Origin of the sequence: Roseomonas sp. 18066 (assembly GCF_902706185.1) — a bacterium.
Taxonomy (GTDB): domain Bacteria; phylum Pseudomonadota; class Alphaproteobacteria; order Acetobacterales; family Acetobacteraceae; genus Pseudoroseomonas.
This window is the reverse complement of record NZ_CACSJM010000134.1, coordinates 1-16,059: the sequence shown is the minus strand read 5'-3', so window position 1 is coordinate 16,059 and position 16,059 is coordinate 1. Positions and strand designations below refer to the sequence as shown.

Sequence of the window (16,059 nt, the reverse complement as noted above, 5' to 3'; positions counted from 1 at the left end):
CCCCTCCGCCGCCCCCGGCCTTGGCCGGGACCCGGTCCGGCCGGGCCCGACTGTCTGAAAAGTGAGCAAGTCCGGTCACAAGCCGTTGTTCGCAGTCGCAAAAATGCATTGCCGCCCCAGAAATATATCGCATAGGCAGCGACGGCCGGGCGAAAGCGCGGCAGAATGCCGGCCCCCATCCTTGGAAAGCCGAGTCATGCTTCGCCGCCTCCTTGCCGCCTCCGTGATTGCCCTCGCCGCGACCGTCAGCCTGGCGCCCTCCTCGGCCGAGGCCGCCGACCGGCGGGTGCAGCTGGTGAACGCCTCGCGCACCACCGTCGTGTCCTTCCACGCCTCCAACTCGAAGCGCTCGAGCTGGGAGGAGGACATCCTCGGCAACGACGTGCTCGAGCCGGGCCAGTCGGTGACCATCAACATCGATGATGGCACCGGCGCCTGCGTCTTCGACTTCCTGACCGTCCTGCAGGGCGGCCAGCGCATCGAGCGCCGCGGCATCAATGTCTGCGAGGTCAGCACCTACACCATCCGCTGATCGCCATTTCTGGCACGCGGCCGCAGGGCCGGGACCGCAGGGTCCCGGCCCTTTTTGCTGCCCGCCCCGCGGCGCCGGGCAGCGTCACAATGGCTTGACCATCGGCCCGGCGCGGCTTGCCGGGCGCGGCCACGGCGTTTAGCCCTGGACTGCCCCTTGCCCGTATCCGGCCCCCGCCATCCGGCCCTCACCATCCGGACCCTGGGCTGCGCGGCGCCGGTGCCTCCGCGGCGCCCCATCCCCTCGCCAGGAAGGAGACGCCGATGATCCGACGCTGCCTCGCTCTGCTGCTGACCGCCGGCCTCGGCCTGGCGGCGGCGCCGCGGCCGGCCGCGGCGGTGGAGGTCACCATCTCCTGCGGCGCGCTGGGGCAGGAGCTGGAGCTGTGCCGCGACGGAGCGCAGGCCTGGGCGCGGGAGTCGGGCCACCGCGTGAAGATCGTCTCGGTGCCCAATTCGGCCAGCGAGCGGCTGGCGCTGTACCAGATGATGCTGGCGGGCGCGGCGCCACAGATCGACATCTACCAGATCGACGTGGTCTGGCCCGGCATCCTCGGCCACCATTTCATCGACCTGCGGCCCTATTCCCATGGCGCCGAGGCGCGGCACTTCCCCGCCATCATCGCTAACAACACGGTGGACGGCCGGCTGATCGCCATGCCGCTCTACACCGATGCCGGGGTTCTGTTCTATCGCCGCGACCTGCTGGAGAAGCACGGGCGCGCGGTGCCCGCGACCTGGGAGGCGATGACCGAGACGGCCGCCTTCATCCAGCAGGCCGAGCGCGCCGCCGCGGCCCCGGGCGCCCAGCCGCTCTGGGGCTATGTCTTCCAGGGCCGCGCCTATGAGGGGCTGACGGTCAATGCGCTGGAATGGGTGGCGAGCTCGGGCGGCGGCACCATCCTGGACCGCGACGCCCGCATCACCATCGACAATCCGGCGGCCCGCGCCGCCCTGGCCCGCGCCGGCGGCTGGATCGGCGGCATCGCCCCCGAAGGCGTGCTGACCTACACCGAGGAGGAGGCGCGCGGGTTGTTCCAATCGGGCAACGCCGTCTTCATGCGCAACTGGCCCTATGCCTGGGCGCTGGCCGAGGGCGCCGACAGCCCGGTGCGCGGCAAGGTCGGCATCGCCCCCCTGCCCCGCGAATCGGGCGACGCGCCGACGGGCGTGCTGGGCGGCTGGAACCTGGGCGTCTCGCGCTATTCCCGCCACCCGGCCGAGGCCGCGGCGCTGGTCATGTACCTGACCGACGCCGCCGAGCAGAAGCGCCGCGCTGTGGTCGCCGCCTACAACCCGACGCTGCCCGCCCTCTACCAGGACCCGGAGGTGCTGGCCGCCAATCCTTTCTTCCGCACCCTCCTGCCGACTTTCAGCGGTGCCGTGGCGCGGCCGTCTTTGGCGGCGGGGGGCCGGTATAACCGGGTGTCCAATGCCTTCTGGACCCGGGTGCATGACGTGCTGGCCGGGCGGCAGGCGGCCGATCCGGCCCTCGATGGCCTGGCGCAGGACCTGCGCCGCATCGGGCGGCGCGGATGGTGAGCGGACCCCAGGGGACCAGGCCCGTCGAATCGGGGCTGGTGCGGGCCCGCATTCGCGCCGCCTGGCTGTTCCTGGCGCCGACGCTGGTGGTGCTGCTGGCCGTCGCCGGCTGGCCGCTGGCGCGCACCATCTGGTTCAGCCTGACCGATGCCGAGCTCGGCCGCCTGTCCGAGGCGCGCTTCATCGGCTTCGCCAACTACCTGGAACGCTATGAGGGCGAGTGGCTCGGCGTGCTGGCCGATCCGCTGTGGTGGGACGCGGTGTGGCGGACGCTGTGGTTCGCCCTCGTCTCGGTCGGCATCGAGGCAGTGCTGGGCATGGTGGTGGCGCTGGCCCTCAACGCGCGTTTCCCCATGCGGGGCCTGGTGCGGGCGGTGGTGCTGATCCCCTGGGCGATCCCGACCATCGTCTCGGCGCGGATCTGGTCCTGGATGCTCAACGACCAGTTCGGCGTCATCAACCATGCGCTGATGGGGCTGGGGCTGATCGACGCGCCGGTGGCCTGGATGGCCCATGCCGACACCGCGCTCTGGGCCGTGGTCATCGTCGATGTCTGGAAGACCACGCCCTTCATGGCGCTGCTGATCCTGGCCGCCCTGCAGATGCTGCCGACCGACTGCTACGAGGCCGCCCGCGTCGACGGCATCCATCCCATCCGCGTCTTCTTCCGCGTCACCCTGCCGCTGATCCGCCCGGCGCTGATGGTGGCGCTGATCTTCCGCGCGCTGGACGCGCTGCGGGTCTTCGACCTGATCTACGTGCTGACCGCCAATTCGGCCGGCACCATGTCGATGTCGGTCTATGCGCGGCAGCTGCTGGTGGAGTTCCAGGATGTCGGCCAGGGCTCGGCGGCCTCGACGCTGCTGTTCCTGGTGATCGCGCTGCTGACGCTGTCCGTCGTGCTGCTGGGCCGGCTGAAGCTGGATGGGGAGGCCGCCCGATGACTCTTTTCATCCGTCATCTCGGCTTCACGCTGCTGCTGCTGGCGATCGCGGGCTTCGCGCTGTTTCCCTTCTACCACGCGCTCGTCACCTCCTTCCGCGCCGGCAGTTTCCTGTTCGTGCCGGCGATGTTTCCCGAGGCCTTCGACCCGCGCAACTACGAGCTGGTCTTCACCCAGCAGGATTTCGGCCGGACCATCCTGAACTCGGTGCTGGTGGCGGCGACGGTGACGGGGGTCTCGCTGGTGCTGGCCGTGGGCGCCGCCTATGCGCTGGGGCGGGTGCGCTTCCGCGGCCGCTACGCGCTGCTGCTGACCATCCTGGCCGTCTCGATGTTCCCGCAGATCGCCGTGCTGTCCGGCATGTTCGAGCTGATCCGGGCCTTGGGCCTCTACGACACCCTGCCCGGGCTGATGCTGGCCAACCTCATGCTCACCCTGCCCTTCACCATCTGGGTGCTGACCACCTTCATGCGCGAGCTGCCGAAGGAGCTGGAAGAGGCCGCCTATGCCGACGGCGCCAGCGCCCTGACCGTGGTCACCCGCGTGCTGCTGCCGCTGCTCTGGCCAGCCCTGGCGCCGACCGCCCTGCTGGCCTTCATCGTCAGCTGGAACGAATTTCTGTTTGCCCTGACCTTCACCCTGTCCGAGGAGACGCGGACCGTGCCGGTGGCCATCGCCCTGCTCAGCGGCGGCAGCCGGCAGGAGCTGCCCTGGGGCCTGGTCATGGCCGCCTCGATCGTCGTCACCATCCCCATCGTCGCGCTGGTCGTCGCCTTCCAGCGCAAGATCGTCTCGGGCCTCACCGCCGGCGCGGTGAAGGGCTGAGCTGCCGAAGGAGCCGAGCCCCATGGCCAGCCTGGAACTGCGCGGCTTGCGCAAGCGCTTCGACGGCGCCGAGATCATCCGCGACGTCGACCTCGACATCGCCGATGGCGAGTTCTGCGTCTTCGTCGGCCCCTCCGGCTGCGGCAAGTCGACGCTGCTGCGGCTGGTGGCGGGGCTGGAAAGCGTCTCGGGCGGCAGCATCCGCATCGGCGGCGAGGACATGACGGCGAAAGCCCCGCGCGAGCGCGGCATCGCCATGGTCTTCCAGTCCTATGCCCTCTACCCGCATATGACCGTCCGCCAGAACATCGCCTTCGGCCTGCAGGCGAAGCGCAGCCAGCGCGCGGCCGTGGAAGAGAAGCTGGCCGAGGTGGCGCGCATCCTGGAGCTGACGCCGCTGCTCGACCGGCTGCCGAAGCAGTTGTCCGGCGGCCAGCGCCAGCGGGTGGCGATCGGCCGCGCCATCATCCGCGAGCCGCAGGTTTTTCTGTTTGACGAGCCGCTGTCGAACCTGGATGCCAGCCTGCGCGGGCAGATGCGGATCGAGATCGCGCGCCTCCACCAGTCGCTGAAGACCACCATGATCTACGTCACCCACGACCAGGTGGAGGCGATGACGCTCGCCGACCGCATCGTCGTGCTGAATGCCGGCCGGGTCGAGCAGGTGGGCAGCCCGCTGGAGCTCTACCGCCATCCGCGCAACCTCTTCGTCGCCGGCTTCATCGGCTCCACCCGCATGAACTTTTTTGCCGTCCATGCCGAGGCCAGCGATGGCGGCTCGGTGACCGTGGCGCTTCCCGGCGGTGGCAGCCTGGTGGTGCCGGTGGACCGCGCCAGCGCCCAGCCCGGCGAGGCGCTCACCTTGGGCATCCGCCCCGAGCATCTGCGCCTCGAGGGCGAAGGCCCGGCCATCGCCGGCCCGATCGAGGTGGTGGAAGAGCTCGGCGAGGAGCAGCTGGCCTATCTGCGCGCCCCCGACGGCACGCTGCTGACCGCCCGCATCCCGGAAGGCGGGCGCGTCCGCGAAGGCGCCCCCGGCCGGCTGCATTTGCCGCCCGAGGCCTGCCACCTGTTCCGCGTCGATGGCACCGCCCTGCCCCGCCGCGGCTGAAGGGCGCTGGACAGCCGCGCCCGCCCTGTCCGATGCTCGCTCCCGACGCCGCGAAGACGGCGTGTAGACCGGGAGAGACGAGACGATGACCCACCGCCGCAGCCTGCTGGCGCTGCCCCTTGCCGCCGCCGCCGGAGCGCTGGCCCGGCCGGCGCTCGCCCAGCCCGCCTGGCCGGCCAAGCCGATCCGCATGGTCGTGCCCTATCCGCCGGGCGGGTCCACCGACGTGCTGACGCGGCTCTATGCGGAGCGGATGGGCGCCTCGCTCGGCCAGCCGGTGGTGATCGAGAACCGGCCCGGCGCCAGCGGCAATATCGGCACCGACGCGGTCGCCAAGGCGCAGCCCGACGGCTACACGATCGGCGCGGTGACGGCCAGCATCATGGCCATCAACCAGTTCCTGTTCCAGAGCATGCCCTTCGACACGGCGAAGGACATCATGCCGATCGGCCTGGCCTGGGACACGCCCAATATCGCCGTCGTCGCCCCCGACCACAACAAGGCGCAGACCCTGCAGGATTTCCTGACCTGGGCGAAGACGCGGCCTGACGGCATCACCTATGCCTCCACCGGCATCGGCCAGACCACCCACCTGTCCAGCGCGATGCTGTTCGGGCGGACGGGCGTGAAAGCGACCCATGTCCCCTATCGCGGCGCGGCGCAGGTAGTGCCGGCGCTGCTGGCGGGCGATGTCGACGTGGCGCTGGACAACCTGGCCTCGCAGATCTCGCTGATCCAGGAAGGGCGGATGCGCGGCCTGGCGGTCACCGGCGCCGAGCGCTGGCCGACCCTGCCCAATATCCCCACCATGGTCGAGGCCGGCGTGCCCAACTTCGTCGTCAGCGTCTGGGGCGCCTTCGTGGCGCCGGCCAACACGCCGCCGGCGGTGATCGAGAAGCTGAACGGCGCCATGCGCCGCGTCGCCACCGACGAGGCGATGCAGAAGCGCTTCATCCAGGGCGGCGCCACGGCGCTGTGGACCACGGCCGAGGACGCCGCCACCCGCGCCGCGCGCGAGCGCCCGATGTGGCAGGAGGTCGTCAAAACCTCCGGCGCCCGCGCCGATTAATTTTATCAGGGGGGTGCGCCTCGATGGGCGCACCCCGCGTTGCGAAGGCTAGATCTTGAACCAGGGCAGCGGATCCGGCGTCTTCGCCAGGTCCGGATTCTGCTCGATCATGCGGCCCCAGACGCGCTCGGTGACCGCCTGGGCCTCGGCCAGCAGCGCCGGCTCGTCGACGGTCAGCACGCGGCGGTCGCGCATCACGAAGTCGCCGTCGACCATCACCGAATGCACCACGCCCGGATGGCCATAGTGGACGATGTTGGAGACGAGGCGCACCACCGGGCGCATCGCCGGCGTGTTCAGGTCGATGAAGGTCAGGTCGGCCTTCTTGCCCGGCTCGATGCTGCCGATCTCGGCCTCGGCGCCAACGCTGCCGGCGGCGTCGACCGTCACCGCATCCAGGATCTTCTGCGGGCCCGGGGTGACGCTGCCCTCGGTGGCGCGGCCGCGGCCGGTGCGGTGCAGGATGGAGCCGATGCTCATGGCCTGGAACATGTCCTCGGTCATGTTGTCGCTGCCGAAGGCGACGCGCACGCCGGCATCGCGGATCAGGCCGAGCTTCGCCTGGTGCATCCCCCGCCGCCGGCTGATGCTGGCCGGCGTGTGCGCCATGGTGACGCCGCGCTCGGCGAGCAGCGCGATGTCGGATTCGCTGCAATAGGTCCAATGCGCGGCCGAGAGGTCGCGGCCGAGGAAGCCCTCGCGGTCGAGATATTCGGCGGAGGTCGCGTTGCGGGCGGCGCGGACGGCCTTCACCTCGCCGGGGCTTTGCGACAGGTGGACGGTGCGGGTCAGCTTGTGGCGGGCGGCCATGTCGAGCAGCTGGCGCAGCATGCGCGGCGAGCAGTTGTCCGGCGCATGGGCGGCGACCTGGCAGCGGACGCGGTCGTTGTGGCTGCCATGCAGGCTTTCGATCATCGCCTCGGCGCGGTCGAGGAACTGGGCGCCGAAGGCTTCGTCCTCCGAGTAGTCGCCATGGCGGATCTTGCGGGTGTCGATGTCGGCGCAGCTTTCCGACAGCCAGAGGCGCAGGCCGGTCGAGGCCATCGCCTTCCCGTAGGAAGGGACGTGGCGGAAGGGGTCGACCAGGGTGGTGCTGCCGCTGCGGATGGCCTCGAGGCAGCCGAGCATGGCCATGACCGCGCGCTCCTCGTCGGTCATGGCGTAGGAGATGGGCGACATGTAGCCGTAGATGACGTCGCCGTCCCAGTCCTCGACGGTGCCGCGCAGCGCGGTGAGCACGGTGTGGGTATGGGCGTTGATCAGGCCGGGGGTGACGGCCAGGCCGGTCGCGTCGAACTTTTGTTCGTTCGGGTGTTGGGCTTCCAGCGTGGCGCTGTCGCCGATCTGGGTGATTCGGTTGCCGGTGATCAGGATGGCCTGGTGTGCTGTCACTTCGCGCGTGTCGTTGCAGGTGACGATGGCGGCGTTGGTGATGAGCATGGCGCGTATCCTGACTGAAGGCGGGGTCCGGGGGGATACTATCCCCCCGGCGGGGTCAGGGGCGGAGCCCCTGTTCTTGCTTACGGCTGTCCGGCGTCGATCGTGATGGCCGAGACCGCCTGCGCGGAGATCCCGTGCTTCTTCAGGATTTCCGCGTAGGTCCCGTTGGCGATCAGCCGCGACAGCGAGGCCGCGATGGCGTCGCGCAGCGTGGTGGCTTCCTTCGGGAAGGCGAGACCCGAGAGGTTGTTGGTGATCGGCGTGCCGACCGCGGCCCAGATGCCGGGCTCCTGGATCTGCAGGTGCGCCACGAATTCCGCGCCCAGGATGGCGCCCTGGCTGCGCTCCTGGCGCAGGTCGGTGCGGGACGCGGTGGCGCCGTTGCTGCCGACGACGTTCATCGCGGGCTTGCCGGCGGCCGTGCAGTTCTTCTCGCTCCAGGCCTGGGCGGAGGGGAAGTAGTTGGTGAAGCGCGGGGTGGAGACCGCCTTGCCGCAGAAGTCGATGGCTTCGCGGATGGTGGCCGCCAGCGCCTGGGTGGTGAAGAGCTGGCCGCCGGTGGTGATGTAGTCGACGAAGGTCAGCTTCTCGCGCCGGGCCGGCAGGTCGGTCATCGAGGTGCCGCTGAAGTCGATGCGGCCGGTGGTGAGCGAGTTGATGATCTGCTCGAAGGACATCTCCTCCCAGCGGATTTCGATGCCGAGGTCACGGCCGATGGCGGTGACCAGGTCCACATTGACGCCGCGCCGCTCGTTGGTGGCGGGGTCCTTGTAGGCCATGGGCGGGTAGGTCGCCTCGATGCCGACGCGGATGAAGCCGGCGCTGCGGATCGAATCCGGCAGGGCCTGGGCCATCGCAGGGGCGGCGCTGAGCGCGACGGCGAGGCCGGCCGCCAGCAGGTGCTTGATCGGGTTCAAGTCCAGTCTCCTCAGAAAGCTCGCCGTGTTTTTCTGTTCTTATCGATGGGGGCGGCCTCGTTGGGCCGCCCCGGGTCGCTCAAGCCTTGCTTTCGCAGGCGATGAAGTGGTCGGCGATCTCGGTGCCGGTCGCGATCCAGACATCCTTCAGCGACTGGGTGTGCTGCAGGAATTCGCGCAGCAGCTTCAGCCGCATCGGACGGCCGCTGCATTGCGGGTGCAGCACGGTGGTGACCATGCCGCCCCATTCGCGGATTTCTGCCAGCTCGTCGGTCCAGATCGAGAGGACCTGCTCGCGGGTGAGAAGCGTGTGGCGGCTGTAGCGCTGCGACAGGCCGAGCAGCCAGTCGTCGTAGCAGGCGGTCACCGGCAGCTCGACCAGGCCCGGCGTGTTGTCCGCCAGCAGGTGGCGATACGGCCGGACGTCGTCGCGGAAGGAGGAGGTGTAGACCAGGCCACGATCCTTCAGCAGGACGCGCAGCTCCTCGCAGAACTCGCCGGACGGGGCGCGGTAGCCGCGCGGCACCACGCCCAGGCGGCGCTTCAGCGTCTCCAGCCCGCGATCCACTTCCTCCACCAGCATCGGGTCGCCGGGCTGCGGCATGACGTGGTGGAAGCCGTGATGGCCAATCTCGTGGCCGTCCTTCAGGATGGCCTCGCACATCGCCGGATGCGCCTCGACCGACCAGCCGGTGATGAAGAAGGTGGCCTTCAGCCCGAGCTCGCGCAGCAGCTGCAGCAGCTTCGGCGTGCCGACGCGCGCCTCGTAGCCGCCGAAGGACATGGTGACCAGCTCGCCGTAGCGGGCCGGGTCCTTGGCGGTCCAGGCGCTTTCCGCATCGACGTCGAAGGACAGGAACATCGCCGCCTTCGCGCCCGCCGGCCACGGGTGTTCCGTGGCGAGCGGCGCGCGGTTGGCCGGCAGCAGCGGCAGGGCGTCGAGCCCCGCCTTCAGACCCGCATCAGTTGCCGCCATTGATCTGCACTTCCGGGATCATGCTGGGGGTCAGCTGCCACTTGGCGGCCAGCTTGGCATAGGTGCCGTCGGCGATCAGGCCCTTCAGGGCCTCGGCCAGCGCCTGCTGCAGGCCGGTCTCGTCCTTGCCCGTCGCGATGCCCATCAGGGTGAAGCGCACCGGCTCGCCGACCAGGGCGTAGGTGTTCGGCTCCAGGCCCTGGATATAGGGCAGGGTCTCGCCGCCCTGCATGGCGGCGTCGATGCGGCCCTGGCGCAGCTGGGTGCGGGCGTCGGCCGAGCCTTCGGTGGGGACGTATTCGATCGCCGGGCGGCCCTTGGCCACGCAATTGGCGTCGCTGAAGCCCTTAATGTCGTTCGGCAGGGCGGTGCGGCGGCTGGCGCCGACCTTCTTGCCGCAAAGCGCCTCGGGGTTCGGGAACTCGGCGGCGCGGCTCGCCTGGGTGAAGAACTGGCTGCCCGAGCGCAGGTAGTCGACGAAGGTCGCCGTGTCCTGGCGGGTCTTCAGGTCGGACATGCCGGACAGGATGATGTCGACGCGGCCGGTGCGGACCGAGGCCAGCATCTGGTCGAAGCTGGTCTCCTGCCACTGCATCTTGACGCCGAGCTTGGCGGCCAGGGCCTCGCCCAGCTCGATGTCGAAGCCGGTCAACGCGTTGGTCTGCGGGTCGCGCATCTCCAGCGGCGGATAGTTCGGCACCACCGCCGCGATGATCGCGCCGCGCGAGCGGATGTGCGACGGCAGCTCGGCGGCCTGGGCGGCCCCGGGGGCAGCGAAGCCCATGACGAGCGGGGCAAGGGCGGTGGCGGCCAGCGCCAGCTTCTTCAGCATCAGGAGACTTCCTTCAGGACAGAACAGCGGACAGAAAAGCGCGGAGCCGCGGCTCCTGCGGATTGCCCAGGACCTCGGCGGCGGCACCCTGCTCGACGATGGCGCCGCGGTCCATATAGACGACGCGGTCGGCGACCTCGCGGGCGAAGCCCAGCTCGTGGGTGACGACGATCATGGTCATGCCAGAGGCCGCCAGCTCCTTCATCGCCGCCAGCACCTCGCCGACCAGCTCGGGGTCGAGGGCGCTGGTGGGCTCGTCGAAGAGCATCAGCTTGGGCTTCATCGCCAGCGCGCGGGCGATGGCCACGCGCTGCTGCTGGCCGCCGGAGAGGTTGGCCGGGTAGGACCCGGCCTTGTCGGCCAGGCCCACGCGGGCCAGCAGGGCTTCCGCCTCGCGCACCACCTCGGCGCGGTTGCGCTTCTGCACCTGCACCGGGCCCTCGATGATGTTCTCGAGCGCGGTCATGTGCGGGAACAGGTTGAAGCGCTGGAACACCATGCCGGTGGAGAGGCGCTGGCGGGCGATCTCCTTCTCCGGCAGCGCATGCAGCTTCGTCCCGTCGATGCGCCAGCCGGTCAGCTCGCCACCCACCCAGATGGCGCCGCTGTCGATGGTCACCAGCTGGTTGACGCAGCGCAGCAGCGTGGTCTTGCCGGAGCCCGAGGCGCCGATGATGCAGAGCACCTCGCCGGCGCGGACATCGAGGGAGACGCTGTCCAGCGCCTGGAAGTCGCCGAATTTCTTGCGGACGTCGACGATCGAGACGAGCGGCATGGTCGAGGACGGGCTCATCGGGCACCCCCGGCGCCGCGGGCGAAGCGGCGTTCCAGCAGCATCTGCAGCGGCGTCAGGATGGAGACGATGATCAGGTACCAGATGGCGGCGACGATCAGCAGCTCGATGACGCGGGAATTGGCGTAGTAGATATTCTGCGCGGCATGCAGGATCTCGGCGAACTGGATGACGCTGGCCAGCGAGGTCAGCTTCACCATGCCGATGAACTCGTTGCCCAAGGGCGGAATGACGACGCGCATCGCCTGCGGGAAGATGATGCGGCGCAGCGCGCGCAGCCGGGTCATGCCGATGGCTTTCGCCGCCTCGTACTGGCCGGTATCGACCGAGAGCATGCCGGCGCGGATGACCTCCGACGTGTAGGCGCCCTGGTTGATGCCGAGGCCGAGCAGCGCGGCGAGCGCCGGCGTCATCACGTCGACGGTGCGGACGGAGAAATCGCCGAAGCCCAGGCGGGGGAAGATCAGCGCCAGGTTGAACCACAGCAGCAGCTGCAGGATCACCGGCGTGCCGCGGAACAGCCATGTGTAGCCCATGGCGACGCCCTGCAGCACCGGGTTGGGCGACATGCGCATCACCGCGGTGACGACGCCCAGCGTGATGCCCAGCGCCATGGCGCCCAAGGTCATCCACAGGGTGTTGTACAGGCCGGTCATGATGGCCGGCGCGGTGAAGAAGCGGCCGACGAAATCCCATTCGATCTGGCCGACGGCGAAGGCGCGCGCCAGGCCCGCGATCAGCAGGATGATGATGGCGACGGCCAGCCAGCGCCCCCAGTGCCGGTTCGGCACATGGGTGTAATGGGCGATGTCCGGCAGCGAGGCGGCGGCATTGGGCGCGGGCATGGCAGCGGGCTCCCCCCGTCATAAGGATGCGCCGCCCCCGGAGGCAGGGGCGGCAATCGTCAAGCGAAGCCCCGGGGCCCATCGTGCCCCGGAGACCAGAAAATCAGCGCGGGGGCGGCTCGGCGCCGGTGCGGCCGGTGATCAGCCCGTACATGTCCGGGCGGCGATGGGCGGCAAAGTTGAACATCTTCTGCTTGCCCTGCTGCACCAGGTCCAGGTCGCAATCGGCCAGGATCACCTCGTCGCCCAGCGTCTTCGCCTCGACGACGATGCGGCCGTTCGGGTCGACGATGCAGCTGCCGCCGATCAGGCCGGAGCCGTCCTCGTCGCCGGCCTTGGCGACGCTGACCGCCCAGCAGGCGTTCATATAGGCGTTGGACTGGGCCGAGAGCTGCGAGTGGAAGGTGCGCAGCCCCTGGTCCTCGCTGTCGCCGCCATTCGGGTCGTAGGCGGCGGAGTTGTAGCCGACCACCATCAGCTCCATCCCCTGCAGCGCATAGACGCGCCAGGCCTCGGGCCAGCGGCGGTCGTTGCAGATCAGCTGGCCCATGACGGGCGCGCCCCAGGCCTCGGCGCCGTAGAAGGCGGGGAAGCCCATGTCGCCATATTCGAAGTAGCGCTTCTCCAGCTGCTGGAAGCGGGCGCCCTCGCGCGGCTCGACCGAGCCCGGCAGATGCACCTTGCGGTACTTCTGCAGCACCGTACCGTCGGGGCCCACGGTGATGGCGGTGTTGAAATGCTGGCCCTCGGCGGTCTTCTCGGCATAGCCGACATAGAAGCCGACGCCGAGCTCCTTCGCGCGGTCGAACAGCGCCTGGGTCTCGGGGTTGGGCATCGACGCTTCGTAATACTGCTCGAGCTCAGCGCCTTCGAGCAGCCAGCGCGGGAAGAAGGTGGTGAAGGCGAGCTCGGGGAAGACCACGAGCCGGGCGCCCTGCCCGGCCGCCTGCTCCAGCAGCGCGATCATCCGGGCGAGGATGGCGGCGCGGCTGTCGGCGCGCTGGTTCGGCCCCATCTGGGCGGCGGCGACACGCAGGATACGGGGCATGGGCAAAACCTCGACTGGCCTCGGGAGGCGGAGAATGTCGCACAAGCCTTGGGCAGATCAATTGTGTCCGTGATGATATTTTGCTGGAAACCATTTGTCCTGGTTATACCCTGCCCAAATCATGACCCTTCGCCAGCTTGAGATCCTTCGCGCGGTGATCCGCCACCAGACCACCATGGCCGCCGGCCGGCTGCTGGGCATGTCGCAGCCGGCGGTCAGCAACGCGGTGAAGCAGCTGGAGGGGCAGCTCGGCTTCCCGCTGTTCGAGCGGATCAACAACCGGCTGTTCCCGACCGAGGCGGCGCGGCTGATCCATGCCGAATCGGAGCCGCTCTTCGCCCAGCATGCGGCGCTGGAGGCGCGGCTGCAGGAGCTGCGCCAGGACAAGACCGGGCGGCTGCGGCTGCTGGCGACGCCGCCGCTGGGCCATGGCGCCATCCCCCAGGCGCTGGCGCGGATGCTGGGGCGGCAGCCGCGGCTGCGCATCACCTTCGATGTCCGCCGCCTGGACGAGGTGGTGGAGGGGGTCGAGAGCGGCCTGGCCGAGCTCGGCGTCGGCGTCAGCCTGGAGGAGCGGCCCGGGCTGACGGTGCGGCCGCTGGCGGCCAGCCGCATGGTCTGCGTCTGCACCCCCGACCACCCGCTGGCGCGCGAGCCGGTGGCCAGCCCCGCCTTGCTGCGCCCCTGGCCCTTCATCGCGCTGGAGGCCGGGACGCGGATGGGCCAGGCGATCCGCCAGGCCTTCGCCGAGGCGCGCGAGCCGTTCCAGCCGGCGGTCGAGGTCCGCTACACCGACACCGCGCGGGCGCTGGCCGAATCGGGCGTCGGCGTCGCGGTGGTCGACCCTTTCTCGGCGCGCAACCGGCGCCAGCCCCTGGCGGTGCTGCCCTTCGAGCCGGCCATCCCGGTCACCGCCAGCGCCTTCTGGGCCAGCCGCCTGCCGCTGTCGCGCCCGGCCGAGACGCTGCTGCGCGAGATCCGCGCGCTGCTGGCGCAGCCGGAGATGCAGGCGCCGCCGGCCGGCCCCGCGACCGCCGCCCCGCTTCACCCGATCTCAAGGAATCTGCGCGAGGCTTGACCCTGGTCCTGTCGGGCGGAGTCGCGCGCCCGCTGCCCGGGGAGCCTGCCATGCCGTCCAGCCTTGCGCCGCCCGATCCCTCGATCCCCGCCGCCACGGGCGACGCGCCCGGCGGCGTGGCCGGGGCCGGGCCGGGTGTTGGGCCGGGCGTCGGGCCCGCCCGACGGGGGATCTTCGGCCTGGCCGGGCAGAAGCAGCGGATGGAACGGCTGAACCGCCACGCCATGCCGCTGATCACGCTGATCTCCGTGCTGGCGGCGCTGGCGGCGCTGGCCCTGGCGATCGTGCCGCCGGCCAGCTACTTCGCCGCCGGCCTGTCGCATGCCCAAGGGTCGCTGGAGGGGCGCACCGGCCGGCTGGCGCTGGAGATCAGCCGGCTGTCCTGGCGGCTCTACGAGCCCGGCGGGCTGCAGGGGCTGCAGCTGGCCCTCGGCAGCCCGGAGATCGAGGGCGGGCTGGAGCAGCGCCGCATCCTGACCCCCGATGGCCGCGTGCTGGTGCGCTCCGGCCCGCCGGAGCCGCTGGAGGCGCCGCTGCTGGTGCGCCGCGCCCTGGTCTATGGCGACGCCCAGGCCATGGCCGAGGTCGAGGTCACCCGCTCGATCCGCGGGCTGGTGCAGGAGACGGCGCTGGTCGGGCTGCTCTGCGGCGGGCTGGGGCTGGTCTGCTGGCTGCTGCTGCGGCTGCTGCCGATGCGGCTGCTGGAGCAGGCGCTGAGCCGCGCCGCCTACCTCGCCGCGCATGACACGCTGACCGGCCTGTCGAACCGCGCCGCCTTCCAGGAGAAGCTGGCCGAGGAGCTGCTGCGCGCCAACCGCGACGGCGGCGGCGTCGCGCTGCTCTGCCTCGACCTCGACCGCTTCAAGGAGGTCAACGACACGCTGGGCCACGCCGCCGGCGACGCGCTGCTGCGCGAGACGGCCCGCCGGCTGGGCCAGGGGCTGCGCGCCAATGACAGCCTGGCGCGGCTCGGCGGCGACGAGTTCGCCATCATCCAGACCAGCGCGCCGCAGCCCGAGGGCGCCGCCAGCCTGGCGGAGCGGCTGCTGTCGCTGCTGGCGCCGCCCTTCGACCTGAACGGCACGCAGCTGACCATGGGCGTCTCGATCGGCATCGCGCTGAGCCGGCCGGCGCAGGGCCCGGCCGAGCTGATCCACGACGCCGACGTCGCCACGGTGCAGGCCAAGCAGGACAGCCGCGGCAGCTTCCATTTCTTCGCGCCCGAGATGAATGCCCGGCTGCAGGAGCGGCGGGCGCTGGAGCAGGACCTGCGCCGCGCCGTCGCGCGGGAGCAGTTCCGCGTCGCCTATCAGCCGCTGATCGACCTGCGCAGCGGCCGCGTCTCGGGGGCGGAGGCGCTGCTGCGCTGGCACCGGCCGGGGCATGGGCCGGTCGCCCCCGACACCTTCATCGCCCTGGCGGAGGAGACCGGGCTGATCCTGCCGCTGGGCGCCTGGGTGCTGACCGCGGCCTGCCACCAGGCGGCGCGCTGGCCGGCCGGGCTGGTGGTGGCGGTCAATGTCTCGCCGATCCAGTTCCGCCACGGCGATTTCTGCGACACGGTGGAGGTGGTGCTGCGCGCCTCCGGCCTGGCGCCGGAGCGGCTGGAGCTGGAGATCACCGAGAGCCTGCTGCTGCAGGACACCGAGGAGGTGCTGGCGACGCTGGCCCGGCTGCGGGCGCTGGGGGTGCGGATCGCCATGGATGACTTCGGCGCCGGCCATACCAGCCTGGCCTATCTGCGCCGCTTCGCCTTCGACAAGATCAAGATCGACCGCAGCTTCGTCCAGGGCATGGCCGAGGATGCCAGCGCCCTGGCCATCATCCGCTCGGTGGTGCAGCTCAGCCGCACGCTGAACATCCGCGCCAATGCCGAAGGGGTGGAAACCGCCGAGCAGGCAGAAATCCTGCGCCAGGAAGGCTATGCCGAGGCGCAGGGCTATCATTTCGGCCGCCCGGTGCCGCCGGAGCAGTTCGCCGCCCTCTACCTGCTGCCGCCGGGGGCGCATCCGCCGCCGCCCGGCCATGCCCATGCGCAATCCGCGGGCCTTCCCACGGGCCAGCAGGCGCCTCCCCCGGTGCCGGCGCGGGCGGCGGGGGAATAGGGCC

The 16,059-nt window shown here is 70.6% G+C and carries 15 protein-coding genes; 8 read left to right on the top strand and 7 right to left on the bottom strand.

What is annotated here, in order from left to right; genetic code table 11:
• Positions 1 to 196: 196 nt before the first annotated feature.
• The 6 genes from GVN67_RS22580 (at position 197) to GVN67_RS22555 (ending at position 6,021) form a co-directional block, all read left to right on the top strand.
• Positions 197 to 532, top strand: coding sequence for a hypothetical protein (locus GVN67_RS22580; RefSeq protein ID WP_159999590.1), 336 nt, complete (start codon positions 197 to 199; stop codon positions 530 to 532).
• Between the two features lie 263 nt (positions 533 to 795).
• Complete coding sequence (locus tag GVN67_RS22575; RefSeq protein ID WP_200845363.1) at positions 796 to 2,073, top strand: ABC transporter substrate-binding protein; 1,278 nt, start codon at positions 796 to 798, stop codon at positions 2,071 to 2,073.
• Positions 2,074 to 2,111: 38 nt separating this feature from the next.
• On the top strand, positions 2,112 to 3,017 hold the full coding sequence (locus GVN67_RS22570) for a carbohydrate ABC transporter permease (protein ID WP_235035426.1): 906 nt from the start codon (positions 2,112 to 2,114) through the stop codon (positions 3,015 to 3,017).
• Complete coding sequence (locus GVN67_RS22565; RefSeq protein ID WP_159999588.1) at positions 3,014 to 3,841, top strand: carbohydrate ABC transporter permease; 828 nt, start codon at positions 3,014 to 3,016, stop codon at positions 3,839 to 3,841. Before GVN67_RS22570 ends, GVN67_RS22565 begins: the two co-directional genes overlap by 4 nt.
• Positions 3,842 to 3,863: 22 nt before the next feature.
• Positions 3,864 to 4,952, top strand: a complete 1,089-nt coding sequence (locus GVN67_RS22560; RefSeq protein ID WP_159999587.1) for an ABC transporter ATP-binding protein — start codon at positions 3,864 to 3,866, stop codon at positions 4,950 to 4,952.
• A gap of 85 nt (positions 4,953 to 5,037) precedes the next feature.
• On the top strand, positions 5,038 to 6,021 hold the full coding sequence (locus tag GVN67_RS22555) for a tripartite tricarboxylate transporter substrate binding protein (protein WP_159999586.1): 984 nt from the start codon (positions 5,038 to 5,040) through the stop codon (positions 6,019 to 6,021).
• A gap of 48 nt (positions 6,022 to 6,069) precedes the next feature.
• Here the strand turns inward: GVN67_RS22555 and GVN67_RS22550 are convergent, their stop codons facing one another.
• The 7 genes from GVN67_RS22550 to GVN67_RS22520 all read right to left on the bottom strand — a co-directional run bounded on the left by GVN67_RS22550 (position 6,070) and on the right by GVN67_RS22520 (position 12,872).
• Positions 6,070 to 7,461, bottom strand: a complete 1,392-nt coding sequence (locus GVN67_RS22550; RefSeq protein WP_159999585.1) for an amidohydrolase family protein — start codon at positions 7,459 to 7,461, stop codon at positions 6,070 to 6,072.
• A gap of 80 nt (positions 7,462 to 7,541) precedes the next feature.
• Complete coding sequence (locus GVN67_RS22545) at positions 7,542 to 8,378, bottom strand: transporter substrate-binding domain-containing protein (RefSeq protein WP_159999584.1); 837 nt, start codon at positions 8,376 to 8,378, stop codon at positions 7,542 to 7,544.
• A gap of 79 nt (positions 8,379 to 8,457) precedes the next feature.
• Positions 8,458 to 9,354 carry a polysaccharide deacetylase gene (locus tag GVN67_RS22540; RefSeq protein ID WP_159999583.1) on the bottom strand — a complete coding sequence of 299 codons (897 nt, stop codon included), beginning with the start codon at positions 9,352 to 9,354 and terminating at the stop codon, positions 8,458 to 8,460.
• A complete protein-coding gene (locus GVN67_RS22535) occupies positions 9,341 to 10,186 on the bottom strand; it encodes an ABC transporter substrate-binding protein (RefSeq protein WP_159999582.1) in 846 nt (281 codons plus the stop codon). The genes GVN67_RS22540 and GVN67_RS22535 overlap by 14 nt, the downstream gene beginning before the upstream one ends.
• 13 nt (positions 10,187 to 10,199) lie before the next feature.
• Entirely contained in the window at positions 10,200 to 10,979 is a 780-nt protein-coding gene (locus GVN67_RS22530) for an amino acid ABC transporter ATP-binding protein (protein ID WP_159999581.1), read from the bottom strand.
• Positions 10,976 to 11,824, bottom strand: coding sequence for an amino acid ABC transporter permease (locus GVN67_RS22525; RefSeq protein WP_159999580.1), 849 nt, complete (start codon positions 11,822 to 11,824; stop codon positions 10,976 to 10,978). Before GVN67_RS22525 ends, GVN67_RS22530 begins: the two co-directional genes overlap by 4 nt.
• A 103-nt stretch (positions 11,825 to 11,927) precedes the next feature.
• Positions 11,928 to 12,872, bottom strand: a complete 945-nt coding sequence (locus tag GVN67_RS22520) for an N-carbamoyl-D-amino-acid hydrolase (RefSeq protein WP_159999579.1) — start codon at positions 12,870 to 12,872, stop codon at positions 11,928 to 11,930.
• A gap of 121 nt (positions 12,873 to 12,993) precedes the next feature.
• Here GVN67_RS22520 and GVN67_RS22515 point away from each other — a divergent pair, with 121 nt between their 5' ends.
• Positions 12,994 to 13,950 carry a LysR family transcriptional regulator gene (locus GVN67_RS22515; RefSeq protein WP_159999578.1) on the top strand — a complete coding sequence of 319 codons (957 nt, stop codon included), beginning with the start codon at positions 12,994 to 12,996 and terminating at the stop codon, positions 13,948 to 13,950.
• A 50-nt stretch (positions 13,951 to 14,000) separates the two neighbouring features.
• Entirely contained in the window at positions 14,001 to 16,055 is a 2,055-nt protein-coding gene (locus tag GVN67_RS22510; protein WP_159999577.1) for a bifunctional diguanylate cyclase/phosphodiesterase, read from the top strand.
• Positions 16,056 to 16,059 lie beyond the last annotated feature (4 nt).

What these genes read in the sequence shown, in the direction of transcription:
- GVN67_RS22580 (WP_159999590.1), top strand. Translation starts at nt 197, where the DNA reads ATGCTTCGCCGCCTCCTTGCCGCCTCCGTGATTGCCCTCGCCGCGACC.
- GVN67_RS22575 (WP_200845363.1), top strand. Translation starts at nt 796, where the DNA reads ATGATCCGACGCTGCCTCGCTCTGCTGCTGACCGCCGGCCTCGGCCTG.
- GVN67_RS22565 (WP_159999588.1), top strand. Translation starts at nt 3,014, where the DNA reads ATGACTCTTTTCATCCGTCATCTCGGCTTCACGCTGCTGCTGCTGGCG.
- GVN67_RS22560 (WP_159999587.1), top strand. Translation starts at nt 3,864, where the DNA reads ATGGCCAGCCTGGAACTGCGCGGCTTGCGCAAGCGCTTCGACGGCGCC.
- GVN67_RS22555 (WP_159999586.1), top strand. Translation starts at nt 5,038, where the DNA reads ATGACCCACCGCCGCAGCCTGCTGGCGCTGCCCCTTGCCGCCGCCGCC.
- GVN67_RS22550 (WP_159999585.1), bottom strand. Translation starts at nt 7,461, where the DNA reads ATGCTCATCACCAACGCCGCCATCGTCACCTGCAACGACACGCGCGAA.
- GVN67_RS22540 (WP_159999583.1), bottom strand. Translation starts at nt 9,354, where the DNA reads ATGGCGGCAACTGATGCGGGTCTGAAGGCGGGGCTCGACGCCCTGCCG.
- GVN67_RS22535 (WP_159999582.1), bottom strand. Translation starts at nt 10,186, where the DNA reads ATGCTGAAGAAGCTGGCGCTGGCCGCCACCGCCCTTGCCCCGCTCGTC.
- GVN67_RS22530 (WP_159999581.1), bottom strand. Translation starts at nt 10,979, where the DNA reads ATGAGCCCGTCCTCGACCATGCCGCTCGTCTCGATCGTCGACGTCCGC.
- GVN67_RS22525 (WP_159999580.1), bottom strand. Translation starts at nt 11,824, where the DNA reads ATGCCCGCGCCCAATGCCGCCGCCTCGCTGCCGGACATCGCCCATTAC.
- GVN67_RS22520 (WP_159999579.1), bottom strand. Translation starts at nt 12,872, where the DNA reads ATGCCCCGTATCCTGCGTGTCGCCGCCGCCCAGATGGGGCCGAACCAG.
- GVN67_RS22515 (WP_159999578.1), top strand. Translation starts at nt 12,994, where the DNA reads ATGACCCTTCGCCAGCTTGAGATCCTTCGCGCGGTGATCCGCCACCAG.
- GVN67_RS22510 (WP_159999577.1), top strand. Translation starts at nt 14,001, where the DNA reads ATGCCGTCCAGCCTTGCGCCGCCCGATCCCTCGATCCCCGCCGCCACG.